Raw genomic sequence first — 12,614 nt, forward strand, 5'->3', positions numbered from 1 at the left:
TCGCCTTTCAGGAGCGGGGAGCCCACAGGATCACGGATACGCCGACCAAGCAAAGCGCCGCTCCGATCCAATCATAGAGATCCGGGGCGTTTTTGTCGATGCCCCAGCCCCAGAGCAGGGCAAGGATGATAAAGACGCCTCCGTATGCGGCGTACACGCGCCCGAAGGAAGGGAAGTGCTGCAGCGTCGGAATGATGCCGTACAATATGAGCACGGCCGCGCCGACAAGCCCGTACCACCAAGGTTTGGATTCCCGGATCCAAAGCCATACCAGATAACCTCCGCCGATTTCCGCCAGTCCGGCTGCCAGAAACAAAAATAGTGATCTCATGACAGAAAATCTCCCATTCACGTTAATACTTAGCTTAAAACTATGATATAATATATAAGAAGAATATTCATGAAAAACTCGACGGGGGAGCGTTCGGTTTTATTCATAATCATACCAAATTGATAAGAATCGGGGGAATTCGATGGCTGGAACTTCTAACACCCAAACCGCGGAACACGCCAAAATTCCGCATGGAAAGCAGCAACCGTTAAACGCACCGACTTCTAAACTCAAGGTTTTATCCCGGATCATAGTCATGCTCATCGGGGCCGGGCTGGTCTCGGTCGCGCTTGAAATTTTTCTCGTCAACAACAACATTATCGATGGCGGAATTACCGGCATCTCCATTATGTTGTCCCACCTCTTTCATTTGCCGCTTGGCATCTTTCTGACGTTACTCAATCTTCCTTTCCTGTTTCTGGGTTATAAGCAAATCGGCAAAACCTTTGCGTTTTCAACGCTGGCAGCCGTTCTCGTCATGTCGGTCGGCACCGCTTTGCTTGCGCCCGTCAAGCCGATTACTTTCGATCCGCTGCTTGCCGCCATCTTCGGCGGGGTGATTCTCGGAGCCGGCGTAGGCCTTGTTATCCGTGCAGGGGGTTCGACGGACGGCAGTGAAATCGTCGCGATCCTCATCAACAAAAAAACGCCGTTTTCCGTCGGCGAGATCATCATGTTCATCAACGTGTTTATTCTGACGAGCGCGGGTTTCGTGTTCGGCTGGAACAACGCCATGTACTCGCTGATCGCCTATTTCATCGCCTTTAAAGTGATTGATATCACCAACGAAGGCATCGACCAATCGAAATCGGTATGGATCATAAGCGACAAATACAAAGAGATTGGCGATGCGCTGACCCAACGCCTTGGCCGCGGCGTAACTTACCTTGAGGGCGAAGGAGCCTACTCCGGGGACAGTAAAAAGGTCATTTTCGTCGTCATTACCCGCCTTGAGGAAGCCAAGCTCAAGTCCATCGTCGGGGATTGGGACCCGGACGCCTTTCTTGCGGTTGGTAATATCCATGACGTTAAGGGCGGCAGGTTCAAGAAAAAAGATATCCATTAGCGGCATTCAGAAGCCCGGAAGTTTATCTTCCGGGCTTTGTTGCGTTCAGATGGCGGAGAACCTGCTCCACCGGCTGCGGCGGAAGGGCGGCGATGAGATCGCCGGTTTCCTGCAGCCGCTCTTCGATGTTCAGCAGGTGGAAATCGAGCGGCGACACGTTGCTGTCGACCTCTTCCCAATAAAGCGGCGTGGATACGGTCGCGCCGGGACGTGCGCGCGGAGTGTACGGAGCGGCAAGCGTTTTGCCGTGATAATGCTGCAAATAATCGAAATAAATTTTGTCTTCGCGGTTTTTTTTCAGCCGCTCCAATGTAAACAAGTCCGGATGTTTTTCCGTGACGAACCGGCCGACGAAATGGCCGATGACCCGGAGCTCGTCGAAAGTGATGCCTTGATTGATCGGCACGATAATCTGGATGCCGGTGGCGCCGGAGGTTTTGGGCACGGAAGCAAGTCCCAGCGAGTTCAGCACTTTGCCGACGATGGAGGCGGCCTCCATAATCCTCGGTTCCTCCTCGAGCGACGGGTCCAGGTCGATCATCCATTCGCAGGGAAGGGCGCTCCCCGCATAATGAAGGGAAGGATGGAATTCCAAGGCGGCCAGGTTGCCAAGCCAGAGCAGCTCGGGTAGCCCATTTAGCAAAATGTAATGGATACCGTCCTGCTCGGCTGTTTTTACGAAGTCCGGGAGCGGATCGGGGGCGTTTTTTTGGTAAAAAAATTCGCCGGGAACGCCGTGAGGATAACGGATCGTCGTCAGCAGCCGATTTCGGCAGTAACGCAGCAGATAAGGAGCCAGCGCCGCCAACTTTTGCAAATACATCGCTTTGGTGATGCCCATCTCGGGCCAGAGCGGCTTGTCCGGGTTCGTGATGGGAATGTCATGGCCTTCAATGTTGATGGAGCCTTTAATCGTTCGCGGCATGGGTGTACCTCCGTAAAAAGTTTGTTGCCGGGTGTCCCTTTGAACCGCCCGATTGTTATACGTGTAGAAACCAACGCCCGGGAAAAGAGGTGTCCTTTGAAACGATGAATGAGGACTGAAGTAAGAGAATAGCTTACGACAAAGGTAAGACAGCGATTCATGTGGTGTTTTCCACGGAACGTTTTCTTCCTGCGCCATGACGACGGTATTTCGCCGAAGATTTCATCGCCTCTTACTGATCCAGCCTGCAGTCTTCGGGCGCGGCGTCAACAAAAGCCTGGATGCTCGGCTGCCGCAGCGTTCCGTAAGCCGTCCATTCCAAAAAATTGACTTTGACGACCCACTCGGGGCGGATCCATACCGCCCCTTTGTGGCGTTCAGGCAGGTTGGCAAAGGGGCGCTCTTTCAGCGTCATGCCGGCTGCTTCCTCCGTGATTCTCCGCCAATCCGCTACGCCCAGCTTTCCGGTTCCCGCGTGGCCGATGTAAATCAACCGCCCCTCGTCATCGTAAAGCCCGAGGAGCAGCGCGTTGACGATCCGGTCGCGGTACGTGACGCCCGCAACGACGGCGTTCAGGTCCATAATATTTTTCAGCTTTTGCCACCGCTTGTCTTTGCCGTCGACGGCATACGCGCTGTTTAAGTCTTTGACCACGATGCCTTCGAGCCGGTGCTGCCGCGAGATGTCGCGAAGCAGGGGGAGATCGGCGTAGCTTGGCACCGGCTGGACATGGGGGCCCGGAATCAGCATCTCTTCGAGCAAAGCCTGCCGCTCGCGCAGCGGCTGCGACGTCACCCATTCCCCGTTGCAGTACAAGATGTCAAAGACCATGTACACGATCGGAATTTGCCCTACCCGGGCGCGGATCTGCTGCTCCTGGCGAAGGCCGTCCCGTTTCATCACCTGATGAAACGACGGCACGCCGCCCACCAAAGCGATAATCTCTCCATCCAGAATGACCGATTCCGCCTTGCAGTAAACGGATGTATCCCATAGCTCGGGGTATTGGCGCGTGCGGTTGTTTCCTTTGCGGTTGATCAACTCGGTTTCCACACCGTCGTTGTATACGAGCATGCGCACGCCGTCCCATTTGATCTGGGCGATCCATTTGTCCCCGGAAGGAAGAACGTCGGTCATGATCGGTTCGAACGGCTTTACCGGGGCGAACTTCATCTTTTTTCCTCCATGTTGTTTCGATTACGATACCGTTTCGTTTTTCTTTGCCGTTTTGCGCCGTTTCGGTTTGGGTCCTTCGGCCCCTGCGGCTTGTTTGTCTTCCGCGGCCGCCGTTTTGGTTTTGGCTTTGGCCGGTTTTTTGGCCTTGCCGGGATCGGTCGGCGTGATGGACGGCTTGGCCGCCTCGATGCTGGCTTGCAGGGCGGCCATCAGGTCGATGACGTTCGTTTCCTGCTTGGCCGGCGCAATCTTGATTTCTTCGCCCGTGACTTTATGCTCGATGAGTTCAAGCAGGCGGGCACGGTAATCATCCGTGTATTTTTCCGGATCGAAAGGCGTCGAAAGCTGGTCGATCAGCATTTGGGCCATGCCAAGCTCCTTTTCGTTGACGGTGATGTTTTCAGGCAAATTCGGCACCTGCGAAACGGGGCGGATTTCATCGGGATAAAACATCGTTTCGATCGCTAGGCAGTTCTCCAGCACCCGAATGGCGGCCAAACTGCTTTTGGAACGGATGGAAATTTTGGCGATGCCGATTTTTCCGCTCTGGTGCATCGCTTCCTTCAGCAGCTGATAGGCGTTGCCTCCCGCTTGGTCCGGGGCAAGGTAATACGTTTTTTGAAAATAGATCGGGTCGATTTCGGACAAATCCACAAAGTCCAAAATGGCGATGTTTTTATTCGCCTGCTCGGCGATTTGTTCCAGCTCGTCCTTTTCGAACAAAACGAACTTGCCTTTTTCGTATTCGTAGCCTTTGGAAATTTCCTCCCACTCCACCTCTTTTTCGCAGACCGGACATTTGCGGACATAGGACAGCGGGCTGCCGCATTCCTTATGCACGTACCTCATCGAAATGTCCTTGTCTTCCGTCGCCGAAAACATTTTGACGGGTACGTGAACCAGTCCGAAGCTGATGGCTCCTTTCCAAACCGTATGCATGATCGTCACCTCTCCTTTATTATTTTCATTCCATGGTTGTACAGCGTTCTTCGTTCCTTATAGTATGGGTATTTTTAGCCGAATCTATGACATCGCGGATGAAAGAAAAGGAGAAGTTTTAACCGTAAATTACATGCTTTTTCATGAACGGGGCATAGTAAGGGGAGCGCAATCCATTTTTACGTTTCAGGAGGCAGCAGATAATGCGTGAACATGAGGATGAGTCCCGGCGCCGCGATTCGGCGGCTACCGGCCGTTACGACGAAGAGTCCCGCAAATTGGAGTCGGCCAGCTATACGCAAAGCAGCAATGACGTGGATTGGGAACGGATGACGTCGAAGGATCCGGAGGTAACCCATGAAACCCACATGTTCGACATCGACCGGATGGTGAACGAGGGCCTCGGCGGCGGCAATATTACGGCGGATAACGGGTATATCGGCGACAGCACGACAGACGCGATGGTTCCCGAGGTCCGTTCCGACGAAGACGCATAAATGCGTTTTTCCTATTGGCATGAGCATGGATTTCAATTTCAATCATCGAAAGGATGGAACGAAAAATGGACGTCAAGCGTGCCATGGAAATTTACACCGACAAAGAGCACACGTTCGAAGTAAAGCTGGAAGGACAGCCGGTATGGATTGAAAACGTCGACGAGGTAAACAGCATGGCGACGGTGCAGGTCGGAGCCCGCCCGACCAACACGCAAACCGTTAAAGTGGAGCGTTTGCAGGAAAGTTAAAGGCAGGAAGCAAAGAAGCCCGAGTGTCCCTTGAGCAGGGAATTCGGGTTTTTTGCGTGCTCCAAAATGGCGGCGGGAGCTTTACGGTTCGTTTCAGGCATTTGATAGGATCGGCTTCAATTTCATAGTTTAATAGATGCCGGCGAAGGATTGTCATTGATCCGGCCAAAAGCTTCTGATAAAATCTACCCGATTAAAGCCTTAAAGCAAGCCGAAAACTTCGATCAGCGGGCATCAGGGAATACGAGAGGCTGGATAAGAGACTTAGGTTCCGGAAAGGTGCTGAAGCTGATGATGTCTGGAAACGATATACCAAAGGTTCAGAGCAAAGAAGGCGACGCCGGCAGATGGAACCCGGATCCGTATTTGAACCGGCTGGCCGAAGAGGCGGGAGCCGACATGGCCTTTCGTCCGGGAGCGGATTGGCCGGGCTGGAGGGAAGGGCTGAAAGAGCGGGTCACTTCTCTTTTGGGCGGTTTTCCCGAGCGCGCGGCTGCGCTTGACCCTGTCGTGTTGGAACGGACGACGCTTGACGACCATATTCGCGAGCGGATTGAAATCACGACTTATGAAGGGCTGCGCATGCCGATCTACGTGCTGCTTCCACTGGATGCAGAATCCAACCCTAGGCCTGTCGTCATGGCCTTGCACGGCCACGGCTACGGCAGCCGGGAAATCGTCGGCCTGGAGCCGGACGGCTCGGAACGGAGCGGGCCGCCGGGCTTGCACAAGGATTTTGCGCTGGAGCTTGCAAGACGCGGATTCGTGGTCGCGGCCCCGGAGCTTCTCGGCTTTGGCGACCGCAGGCTGGCGGAGGATCTGGAGGGCGACCCGAAAAAAAGCTCCTGCCATCTTCTTGCCCTGCATCTGCTGATGTCCGGCCGGACGCTTGCCGGGTATCGCGTCTATGAAACGATGCGGTCGATCGATTACATGCAGACAAGGACGGAAGCAGACCCGGATCGGATCGGGTGCATGGGCATATCCGGGGGAGGTCTCGTCGCTTCGTTTGCGTCCGCATTGGATGATCGGATCGGCGCTGCGGTCGTGAGCGGATACGCCAATACGTTCGAGGACAGCATTTTGACCCGAAGCCACTGCATCGACAATTACGTCCCCGGCATCATGCGGGAGGCGCGGATGGCCGACGTGATCGGCTTGATTGCGCCGAGGGCGCTCCTGCTGGAAGCGGGAAGCGAAGACCGCGTGTTCCCGCTCGAAGGAGCGAAACGCGCTTACGCTGCGCTTGAACAAATCTATGAAGCGGCCGGGGCCAAGGATCGGCTGGAAGCGGACTTTTTTGCCGGAGGGCATGAAATTAGCGGCCGCATCGCCTATGGCTGGCTTGCGCGGCAGCTTGGAGCCGCCGAAAAGTAATCGTCGATTAAAGGAGATGCCGTCATCGCCGGGCGGCTATCTCCTTTTTTTCTCGTTGCCCTATACCACCCGATCCAGCAGGGAGGTCGAATGCAAGTCGAGCCGGTAGCCTTTCACGAGCGTCTCCCCGTTCCGAATATCCGTTTCGTAAGCCCGTTTAAAACCCAAGCGTTCATACAGCTGAATGGCGGAAGCCATCATGTCCGAGGTATGCAAATGAAGGGCCGAAGCGTCAAGCAAAACCGCTCTGTGCGCGGCTTCGCGGATCAGAAGCGTGGCGATCCCGCGTCCGCGGTAAGCGGGCGAAACGGCCAACAGCCGAATGATCGGCGACTCAATGCCCAATTCGGGTTTGCCGTAGGCTGCCTCCGAAGATAAAAACAATTGAGCGCTGCCGACGATTTCGCCGTCAAGCACGGCAACGAGCCGTGCATACGGACCGTTGCCGTAAACGGAGTTTCGGATCGAATCCCGGTATTCCTCCCAGCGGGGCTGCGGAAGATCGAAAGCGTATTGCTGGTAAGCTTCGAGCATGACCTGCGCGATTTTTTTTCGCTCCGATTCCTTTGCGTCGCGGATGATGATTTCTGGTGCTGCCGTCATAAGAATCACTCCCTCTTCTTTGTTGATCAGTATAACGCCAAAATCCGAGTAAACATATATGAAATAACAAATTTCAATGTTCTTATTAAAAAAATCAATGGTACGGGTTGGGGTGAAGTTTCGATGTTCAACCTTCATATAAGGATTGACAATAAAATTCCAACTCCCTAAGATAAGAATAATTTATGGAAATGCTGCTGTTATAAAACCATGTAAGTTTATGTGAATAATAAGTAATTGCAATTGGAGGTGGACTTTTTGAATATTGAAAATATCGAAGCCTTTGTCTACATCAATCACTACGGCAGTTTCAACAAGGCGGCGGACGTCCTTTTTTTGTCGCAGCCTACCGTGACCGCACGGATTCAGTCGCTGGAGCGCGAGCTGGACTGCAAGCTTTTTGACCGGTTCGGAAAACAGATCCATCTCACGGATAAAGGCAAGCAGTTTCTCCCCTACGCCCAGCAAATCCTTCAGACGTATCAAAAAGGCAAACACCAACTCCACTCCAAACGGATCGTGCCCAATGAATTGCGGATCGGGTGCACCGTGTCGGTATCCAATTACTTGATGCCTTATCTGTTAACGCAGCTGAGCGAAAGGTTTGCGGACATCAAATTCAAAATAACGACGGCCACGACGGATGAGCTTGCCGGCAAGCTGGCTTCGGGAGAGCTGGATTTGGCCTTTGTGCGCAAGCTGATGAATCCCGCCTTTCAGTCCTATTCCTTTTTCGAGGACCCGATCCGTTTGTACGTCTATAAGGAACACCCGCTTGCGACAGCAGGAAGGGCATCGATCCGGGACATCCGGCATGAAAAGCTGATCTTTTTCGAATGCGGCTCGCTTGACTGGCTGCGGATCCACCGCGTGTTCGAAAGCTTGGAGCAGCCCCCGGGCATCGTGTATCAGGTCGACAATTCCGAAACGGCCAAGAAGCTTGTGCTGCGCAGGGCCGGAATTTGCTTCCTGCCCGGGCTGTGCGTTCAGCAGGAGGTCGAAGCCGGGCTGCTCGTGCCCGTGGACATTACCGAAACGGCCGGAATCGCCTTGCAAACGAACCTGATCACGTTAACCGGCGAGCATACGGAATTTGCGGAAGCGCTTCTGGAATGGGGCGGTCGCCCATCGGATTAAGGATTTGCATCGTTGAATAGAAAAACTCTATTAGACGCGTGCGGCAAATCGCGGTAAAGTTAGTGTCAACCAATTCATACTAAACAGATTGGAATTTAATAAATTGGATGAAAAAAGGGGATGAGATCATGCGAAAAACATGGACATTGGCCGCTTTGCTGCTGCTTGCGGGGGTGATGGCCGGTTGCGGGAACGGTGCCGGGAAAACGGCGGATCCGGCGAAGGAAGGCACCGCCAACGCCTCTTCGGGGGCGGTCAAAAAAATCGTCGTCGGCACCGGAACGAATTTTCCGAAAGTGTGCTTTATCGACGAAAACGGCAAGCTGACCGGCTTTGACGTCGAACTGGTCAGGGAAATCGATAAGCGATTGCCGCAATACGAGTTCGAACTGCAAACCCAGGAATTCGCCAACCTCCTCCTCAGCCTGGAGACGAAAAAAATAGATTTTGTCGCGCACGAGATGGAAAAAAATCCGGAGCGCGAGCAAAAATATCTGTTCAACAAAGAACCTTACGCCCACTGGAGAAACAAAATCATCGTAGCCAAAGACAATGACTCCATCCATTCGCTGGACGATTTGAAAGGCAAAAAAGTGCTGACCGGGGCGACAAGCGCCGAGGCGCAAATTTTGGAGAACTACAACAAGAAAAACAACAACGCGATCAACATCGTGTATCAAAGCGGAGCCGCGCGGGATTCGGTAAGCCAGATCACCAGCGGACGCGTCGAAGCGACGGTCGGCGCCGATTTCTCGCTGCCGCTGATCGACCCGCAGGGCAAGCTGAAGACGACCGGGGACGATTTGTCCGAAGCCGACATTCTTTTCGTATTCCGCAAAGATGATCCGGAGTCGCAGAAGCTGGCCGACGACATTGACGGCGCCATCAAGGAATTGAAGACGGACGGCACGTTAGGCAAACTCAGCAAGCAGTGGCTGGGCGACGACTTTACGGCCGATTCCAAGAAATAAGCCGCGCAGCGAATCGAACAAATCGTAAGGGAGGAGGGGACTCATGGGAGCGCCGTTTGATTACACGTATATTTTCGGGTATTTTCCAAAGCTGCTGTCGACGCTGGGCATCACCCTGCTGATCGTGGCAGGTTCGCTTCTGGCGGGGATCGTCGTCTCGTTCCTCATCGCCCTTCCCCGCCTGTACCGGATTCCGGTGCTGAACGGCCTCGCCAGGGTATACGTCTCCTTTTTCCGCGGGACGCCGATCTTGATCCAGCTGTTCCTGTTTTATTACGGCCTTCCCGAAATGCTGAAGCTGGTTCATATCGACATGTCCAAAGCTCCGGTGCTCGTATTCGTCATTTTGACTTACGGCCTTCATACCGGCGCATTTATGTCCGAAACGATCCGGGCTTCGGTGACGGCGGTGGACCGGGGACAGGTGGAGGCGGCGTATGCCGTCGGGATGAAGGGGTATCAGGCGTTCAGCCGGATCGTGCTTCCGCAGGCGCTGGCGATTGCGGTTCCGGTGTTTTCGAACCTTGTCATCGCGCTGCTCAAGGACACCTCGCTGGCGTTCACTTTGGGGGTAATGGAAATGACGGGCAAAGCGGAGACGCTGGGCGCGCTGACGCAGCATTTTGTCGAAGCCTACATTTCGCTTGCACTGATTTATCTGGCCGTCAGCCTGACGCTGGAGAAGCTGCTGCGGATCGCGGAGCGCCGTTTGCTGCGGCATGAGCTGCCCGATCCTGCGGGGCAAAGACGGTTCCGGCTGCAAAGGAAACGCGGTTACCGGCGGCTGATCGCCGACATCGGTTCGGGCAAAGGAGGAGCGGAAGCATGAAAATCGATCCTTCATTCATTTGGACGGCTTTTACCCAACTGCTGCCGTCGATTCCCACGACGCTGGCGATTACGGCCGTATCCGTTTCATGCGGATTTATTATCGGCCTGATCGCCGCGCTGCTTCGGATCTACAAAATCCCCGTCCTGGGGCAAATCGCATCCGGTTACGTGACATTTATCCGGGGAACCCCGATGCTCACCCATCTGCTGCTGATCTACTTCGGGTTGCCGATGCTGCTGGACGCCGTGTCCGTACGGTTCGGGTGGGGATTCAAATCGACCTCCATCCCGATGATCGGCTTTGCTTTCATTTCCTTTTCGATTACGGCGGGGGCCTACATGTCGGAAGTGATCCGCTCCGGACTGCTTGCCGTGAGCAGGGGGCAATTGGAAGCGGCCTACTCGATCGGGATGACGACGCCGCAGGCGCTGCGGCGGATCATCTTTCCGCAAGCCCTTGGGGCGAGCCTGCCGAATTTGTCCAATTCGGTCATCGGGATGCTGCACGGCTCCACGCTTGCTTTTGCCGTATCCGTGGTGGAAATCAACGCGAAGGCGCAAATCGTCGCATCGACCAATTGGAAGTTTTTCGAGGCGTATTTGGCGGCGGCCGTCATCTTCTGGGGACTGACGCTTTTGATCGAAAGGCTGACCACGGTCATCGAGAAACGGATCAATCTATACAATCGGGGGGGAGTAGCATGATTAAGCTGGCCCATATCGCCAAGTCTTTCGGGCGCCATCAGGTGTTGAAGGACATCAATCTGACCGTGCAAAAAGGCGAGGTGGTCGTCATTCTCGGCCCCAGCGGCTCCGGGAAAACGACGCTCCTGCGCTGCGTGAACGCCCTGGAGAAGCCAAATGACGGCGAGATCAGGATCGGCGAGTACACCTTCGACTGCAAGCGTGCCGGCAAAAAAGACGTCTATCGGCTCCGCCAAAAATCGGCGATGGTGTTTCAGCAATACAATCTGTTCAAACATAAAACCGCGCTCGAAAACGTGATGGAAGGCCTTGTCATCGTCAAAAAGCTGCCGAAAGAAGAAGCGAAAGCCCGCAGCATCGCGGTGTTGGAAAAGGTAGGGCTCGGCGGCAAGCTGGATGCTTATCCGAGCCAGCTTTCCGGGGGACAACAGCAGCGCGTGGGGATCGCACGGGCGCTGGCGCTCGAACCCGAAGTCATCCTGTTCGACGAACCGACATCGGCCCTCGATCCGGAGCTTGTCGGCGAAGTGCTGGCGGTCATCCGGAAAATTGCAAAGGAAGGCATCACGATGATCGTCGTCACGCACGAGATGGGGTTTGCCAGGGATGTGGCGAATCACGTGGTGTTTATGGACGGGGGCGTCATCGTCGAGGAGGGCACCCCGTCGGAGCTTTTCAACCATCCCAAAGAGGAGCGGACGAAACAATTCCTGAAACGGATCACTCCGGAATTGAACTATAGCATTTAGGAGGACAAAACAATGGCGATTACGATAAGCGTTCTCGATCAAAGCCCGATTTACCCGGGGGAAACGGGGGCCGAAGCCTTGGCTCGCACGGTATTGCTGGCGCAGACATCGGAGAGGCTCGGATTCCGGCGTTTCTGGGTGTCGGAGCATCATGATTCCGATCAGTTGGCGGGCTCTTCCCCGGAGGTGCTGATCTCCTATCTGCTGGCCAAAACGGACCGCATCCGCATCGGATCGGGCGGCGTCATGCTGCAGCATTACAGCCCGTACAAGGTGGCCGAAAATTTCAACGTGCTGTCCTCCCTGGCGCCGGGGCGCGTCGATCTCGGCATCGGGCGGGCGCCGGGCGGTTTGCCCCGCAGCACGCAGGCGCTGCAGCGCGGAAATGCCGATGCCGCATCGTTGACGGAGAAAATCGTCGAGCTGGGCGGGTATGTGCACAACCGCCTCGCTCCGGACCATCCTTTGATCGGGCTGAAGGCTTCTCCGCTGCCGGAGCAGCCTCCTGAAATATATGTGCTGGGCGCCAGCGTCGGCAGTGCGGAAATCGCTGCAAGCCTTGGTTTGCCGTACGTGTTCTCCTTGTTTATCAACGGGGACGAGAATGTTGCACTTGAGGCAGTCCGGACATACCGGGAGGGATTTAACGCCGAGCGCGGCGCGCAGCCGCAGGCGATCATTGCGCTTGCGGTGGCCGTGGCCGATACGGAGGAGGAAGCGGAGAGCCTCGTCTCTTCCCAGAAGCTGGTGAAAATTCACCTCGCCAGCGGCAAAACGCTTACGCTCGGCACCCGCGAGCAAGCGGAAGAATTCGGCCGGCAGGCAAACGAAGAATATACGATCGAAGAGCAGGAGCCGTTCATTACCAAAGGCACAAAGGCCTCCGTAAGAGAGAAGCTCGAGGCGCTTCAACGGTCATCCGGCGTGGATGAGTTCATTGTGACAAGCAATATCGCCCCGTTCGAAAAGCGGCTCCGGTCGTTCGAACTGCTGAGCGAGGCGCTGAACGAGGCCGTGGCGGAGGTGTAAAGGGCACGCACAACACGTCCGGAATCACC

15 protein-coding genes are annotated in these 12,614 nt (G+C 54.9%); 10 read left to right on the forward strand and 5 right to left on the reverse strand.

From position 1 onward, the window contains the following. Positions 1–7: 7 nt before the first annotated feature. A complete protein-coding gene (locus tag RJP21_RS20650; RefSeq protein ID WP_310860985.1) occupies positions 8–331 on the reverse strand; it encodes a YnfA family protein in 324 nt (107 codons plus the stop codon). A gap of 142 nt (positions 332–473) precedes the next feature. Here RJP21_RS20650 and RJP21_RS20655 point away from each other — a divergent pair, with 142 nt between their 5' ends. After that, positions 474–1,397, forward strand: coding sequence for a YitT family protein (locus RJP21_RS20655; protein WP_310860986.1), 924 nt, complete (start codon positions 474–476; stop codon positions 1,395–1,397). 22 nt (positions 1,398–1,419) lie between these two features. Here the strand turns inward: RJP21_RS20655 and ligD are convergent, their stop codons facing one another. The 3 genes from ligD to ku form a co-directional block, all read right to left on the reverse strand. After that, positions 1,420–2,322 (reverse strand): non-homologous end-joining DNA ligase, encoded by a 903-nt coding sequence (gene ligD / locus RJP21_RS20660; RefSeq protein ID WP_160044290.1) that lies wholly within the window; start codon positions 2,320–2,322, stop codon positions 1,420–1,422. Positions 2,323–2,554: 232 nt separating this feature from the next. After that, on the reverse strand, positions 2,555–3,496 hold the full coding sequence (locus RJP21_RS20665) for an ATP-dependent DNA ligase (RefSeq protein ID WP_310860987.1): 942 nt from the start codon (positions 3,494–3,496) through the stop codon (positions 2,555–2,557). Between the two features lie 24 nt (positions 3,497–3,520). Beyond that, positions 3,521–4,438: a non-homologous end joining protein Ku gene (gene ku, locus RJP21_RS20670; protein ID WP_310860988.1), complete on the reverse strand. Its 918-nt coding sequence runs from the start codon at positions 4,436–4,438 to the stop codon at positions 3,521–3,523. Between the two features lie 203 nt (positions 4,439–4,641). On the opposite strand from ku, the gene RJP21_RS20675 reads away from it, so the two are divergent. The 3 genes from RJP21_RS20675 to RJP21_RS20685 all read left to right on the forward strand — a co-directional run bounded on the left by RJP21_RS20675 (position 4,642) and on the right by RJP21_RS20685 (position 6,560). Beyond that, positions 4,642–4,935 (forward strand): hypothetical protein, encoded by a 294-nt coding sequence (locus RJP21_RS20675; protein ID WP_310860989.1) that lies wholly within the window; start codon positions 4,642–4,644, stop codon positions 4,933–4,935. Positions 4,936–5,000: 65 nt separating this feature from the next. Then, complete coding sequence (locus tag RJP21_RS20680; RefSeq protein WP_310860990.1) at positions 5,001–5,183, forward strand: H-type small acid-soluble spore protein; 183 nt, start codon at positions 5,001–5,003, stop codon at positions 5,181–5,183. A gap of 291 nt (positions 5,184–5,474) precedes the next feature. Then, entirely contained in the window at positions 5,475–6,560 is a 1,086-nt protein-coding gene (locus RJP21_RS20685; RefSeq protein WP_310860991.1) for an alpha/beta hydrolase family protein, read from the forward strand. A 60-nt stretch (positions 6,561–6,620) separates the two neighbouring features. Here the strand turns inward: RJP21_RS20685 and RJP21_RS20690 are convergent, their stop codons facing one another. Continuing rightward, complete coding sequence (locus RJP21_RS20690; RefSeq protein WP_160044295.1) at positions 6,621–7,163, reverse strand: GNAT family N-acetyltransferase; 543 nt, start codon at positions 7,161–7,163, stop codon at positions 6,621–6,623. Between the two features lie 258 nt (positions 7,164–7,421). On the opposite strand from RJP21_RS20690, the gene RJP21_RS20695 reads away from it, so the two are divergent. The 6 genes from RJP21_RS20695 to RJP21_RS20720 all read left to right on the forward strand — a co-directional run bounded on the left by RJP21_RS20695 (position 7,422) and on the right by RJP21_RS20720 (position 12,585). Beyond that, on the forward strand, positions 7,422–8,300 hold the full coding sequence (locus RJP21_RS20695) for a LysR family transcriptional regulator (RefSeq protein WP_310860992.1): 879 nt from the start codon (positions 7,422–7,424) through the stop codon (positions 8,298–8,300). Positions 8,301–8,428: 128 nt separating this feature from the next. After that, the gene (locus tag RJP21_RS20700; protein WP_310860993.1) at positions 8,429–9,271 is read left to right on the forward strand and encodes a transporter substrate-binding domain-containing protein; all 843 of its coding nucleotides are present in this window, start codon (positions 8,429–8,431) and stop codon (positions 9,269–9,271) included. A gap of 43 nt (positions 9,272–9,314) precedes the next feature. Beyond that, positions 9,315–10,100, forward strand: a complete 786-nt coding sequence (locus RJP21_RS20705; RefSeq protein ID WP_160044298.1) for an amino acid ABC transporter permease — start codon at positions 9,315–9,317, stop codon at positions 10,098–10,100. Further along, a complete protein-coding gene (locus RJP21_RS20710) occupies positions 10,097–10,807 on the forward strand; it encodes an amino acid ABC transporter permease (protein ID WP_310860994.1) in 711 nt (236 codons plus the stop codon). Before RJP21_RS20705 ends, RJP21_RS20710 begins: the two co-directional genes overlap by 4 nt. Next, positions 10,804–11,556, forward strand: a complete 753-nt coding sequence (locus RJP21_RS20715) for an amino acid ABC transporter ATP-binding protein (RefSeq protein WP_310860995.1) — start codon at positions 10,804–10,806, stop codon at positions 11,554–11,556. The genes RJP21_RS20710 and RJP21_RS20715 overlap by 4 nt, the downstream gene beginning before the upstream one ends. A gap of 12 nt (positions 11,557–11,568) precedes the next feature. After that, entirely contained in the window at positions 11,569–12,585 is a 1,017-nt protein-coding gene (locus tag RJP21_RS20720; protein ID WP_310860996.1) for an LLM class flavin-dependent oxidoreductase, read from the forward strand. The last annotated feature ends 29 nt before the right edge of the window (positions 12,586–12,614 follow it).

The organism is Paenibacillus sp. VCA1 (genome assembly GCF_031583795.1).
GTDB classification, from domain to species: Bacteria; Bacillota; Bacilli; order Paenibacillales; family Paenibacillaceae; genus Paenibacillus_AQ; species Paenibacillus_AQ albilobatus.

Excerpts from the sequence above, each read along its gene's own strand:
- RJP21_RS20655 (WP_310860986.1), top strand. The coding sequence starts at position 474 with ATGGCTGGAACTTCTAACACCCAAACCGCGGAACACGCCAAAATTCCG.
- ligD (WP_160044290.1), bottom strand. The coding sequence starts at position 2,322 with ATGCCGCGAACGATTAAAGGCTCCATCAACATTGAAGGCCATGACATT.
- RJP21_RS20675 (WP_310860989.1), top strand. The coding sequence starts at position 4,642 with ATGCGTGAACATGAGGATGAGTCCCGGCGCCGCGATTCGGCGGCTACC.
- RJP21_RS20710 (WP_310860994.1), top strand. The coding sequence starts at position 10,097 with ATGAAAATCGATCCTTCATTCATTTGGACGGCTTTTACCCAACTGCTG.
- ku (WP_310860988.1), bottom strand. The coding sequence starts at position 4,438 with ATGCATACGGTTTGGAAAGGAGCCATCAGCTTCGGACTGGTTCACGTA.
- RJP21_RS20690 (WP_160044295.1), bottom strand. The coding sequence starts at position 7,163 with ATGACGGCAGCACCAGAAATCATCATCCGCGACGCAAAGGAATCGGAG.
- RJP21_RS20700 (WP_310860993.1), top strand. The coding sequence starts at position 8,429 with ATGCGAAAAACATGGACATTGGCCGCTTTGCTGCTGCTTGCGGGGGTG.
- RJP21_RS20650 (WP_310860985.1), bottom strand. The coding sequence starts at position 331 with ATGAGATCACTATTTTTGTTTCTGGCAGCCGGACTGGCGGAAATCGGC.
- RJP21_RS20665 (WP_310860987.1), bottom strand. The coding sequence starts at position 3,496 with ATGAAGTTCGCCCCGGTAAAGCCGTTCGAACCGATCATGACCGACGTT.
- RJP21_RS20715 (WP_310860995.1), top strand. The coding sequence starts at position 10,804 with ATGATTAAGCTGGCCCATATCGCCAAGTCTTTCGGGCGCCATCAGGTG.
- RJP21_RS20705 (WP_160044298.1), top strand. The coding sequence starts at position 9,315 with ATGGGAGCGCCGTTTGATTACACGTATATTTTCGGGTATTTTCCAAAG.
- RJP21_RS20685 (WP_310860991.1), top strand. The coding sequence starts at position 5,475 with ATGATGTCTGGAAACGATATACCAAAGGTTCAGAGCAAAGAAGGCGAC.
- RJP21_RS20720 (WP_310860996.1), top strand. The coding sequence starts at position 11,569 with ATGGCGATTACGATAAGCGTTCTCGATCAAAGCCCGATTTACCCGGGG.
- RJP21_RS20680 (WP_310860990.1), top strand. The coding sequence starts at position 5,001 with ATGGACGTCAAGCGTGCCATGGAAATTTACACCGACAAAGAGCACACG.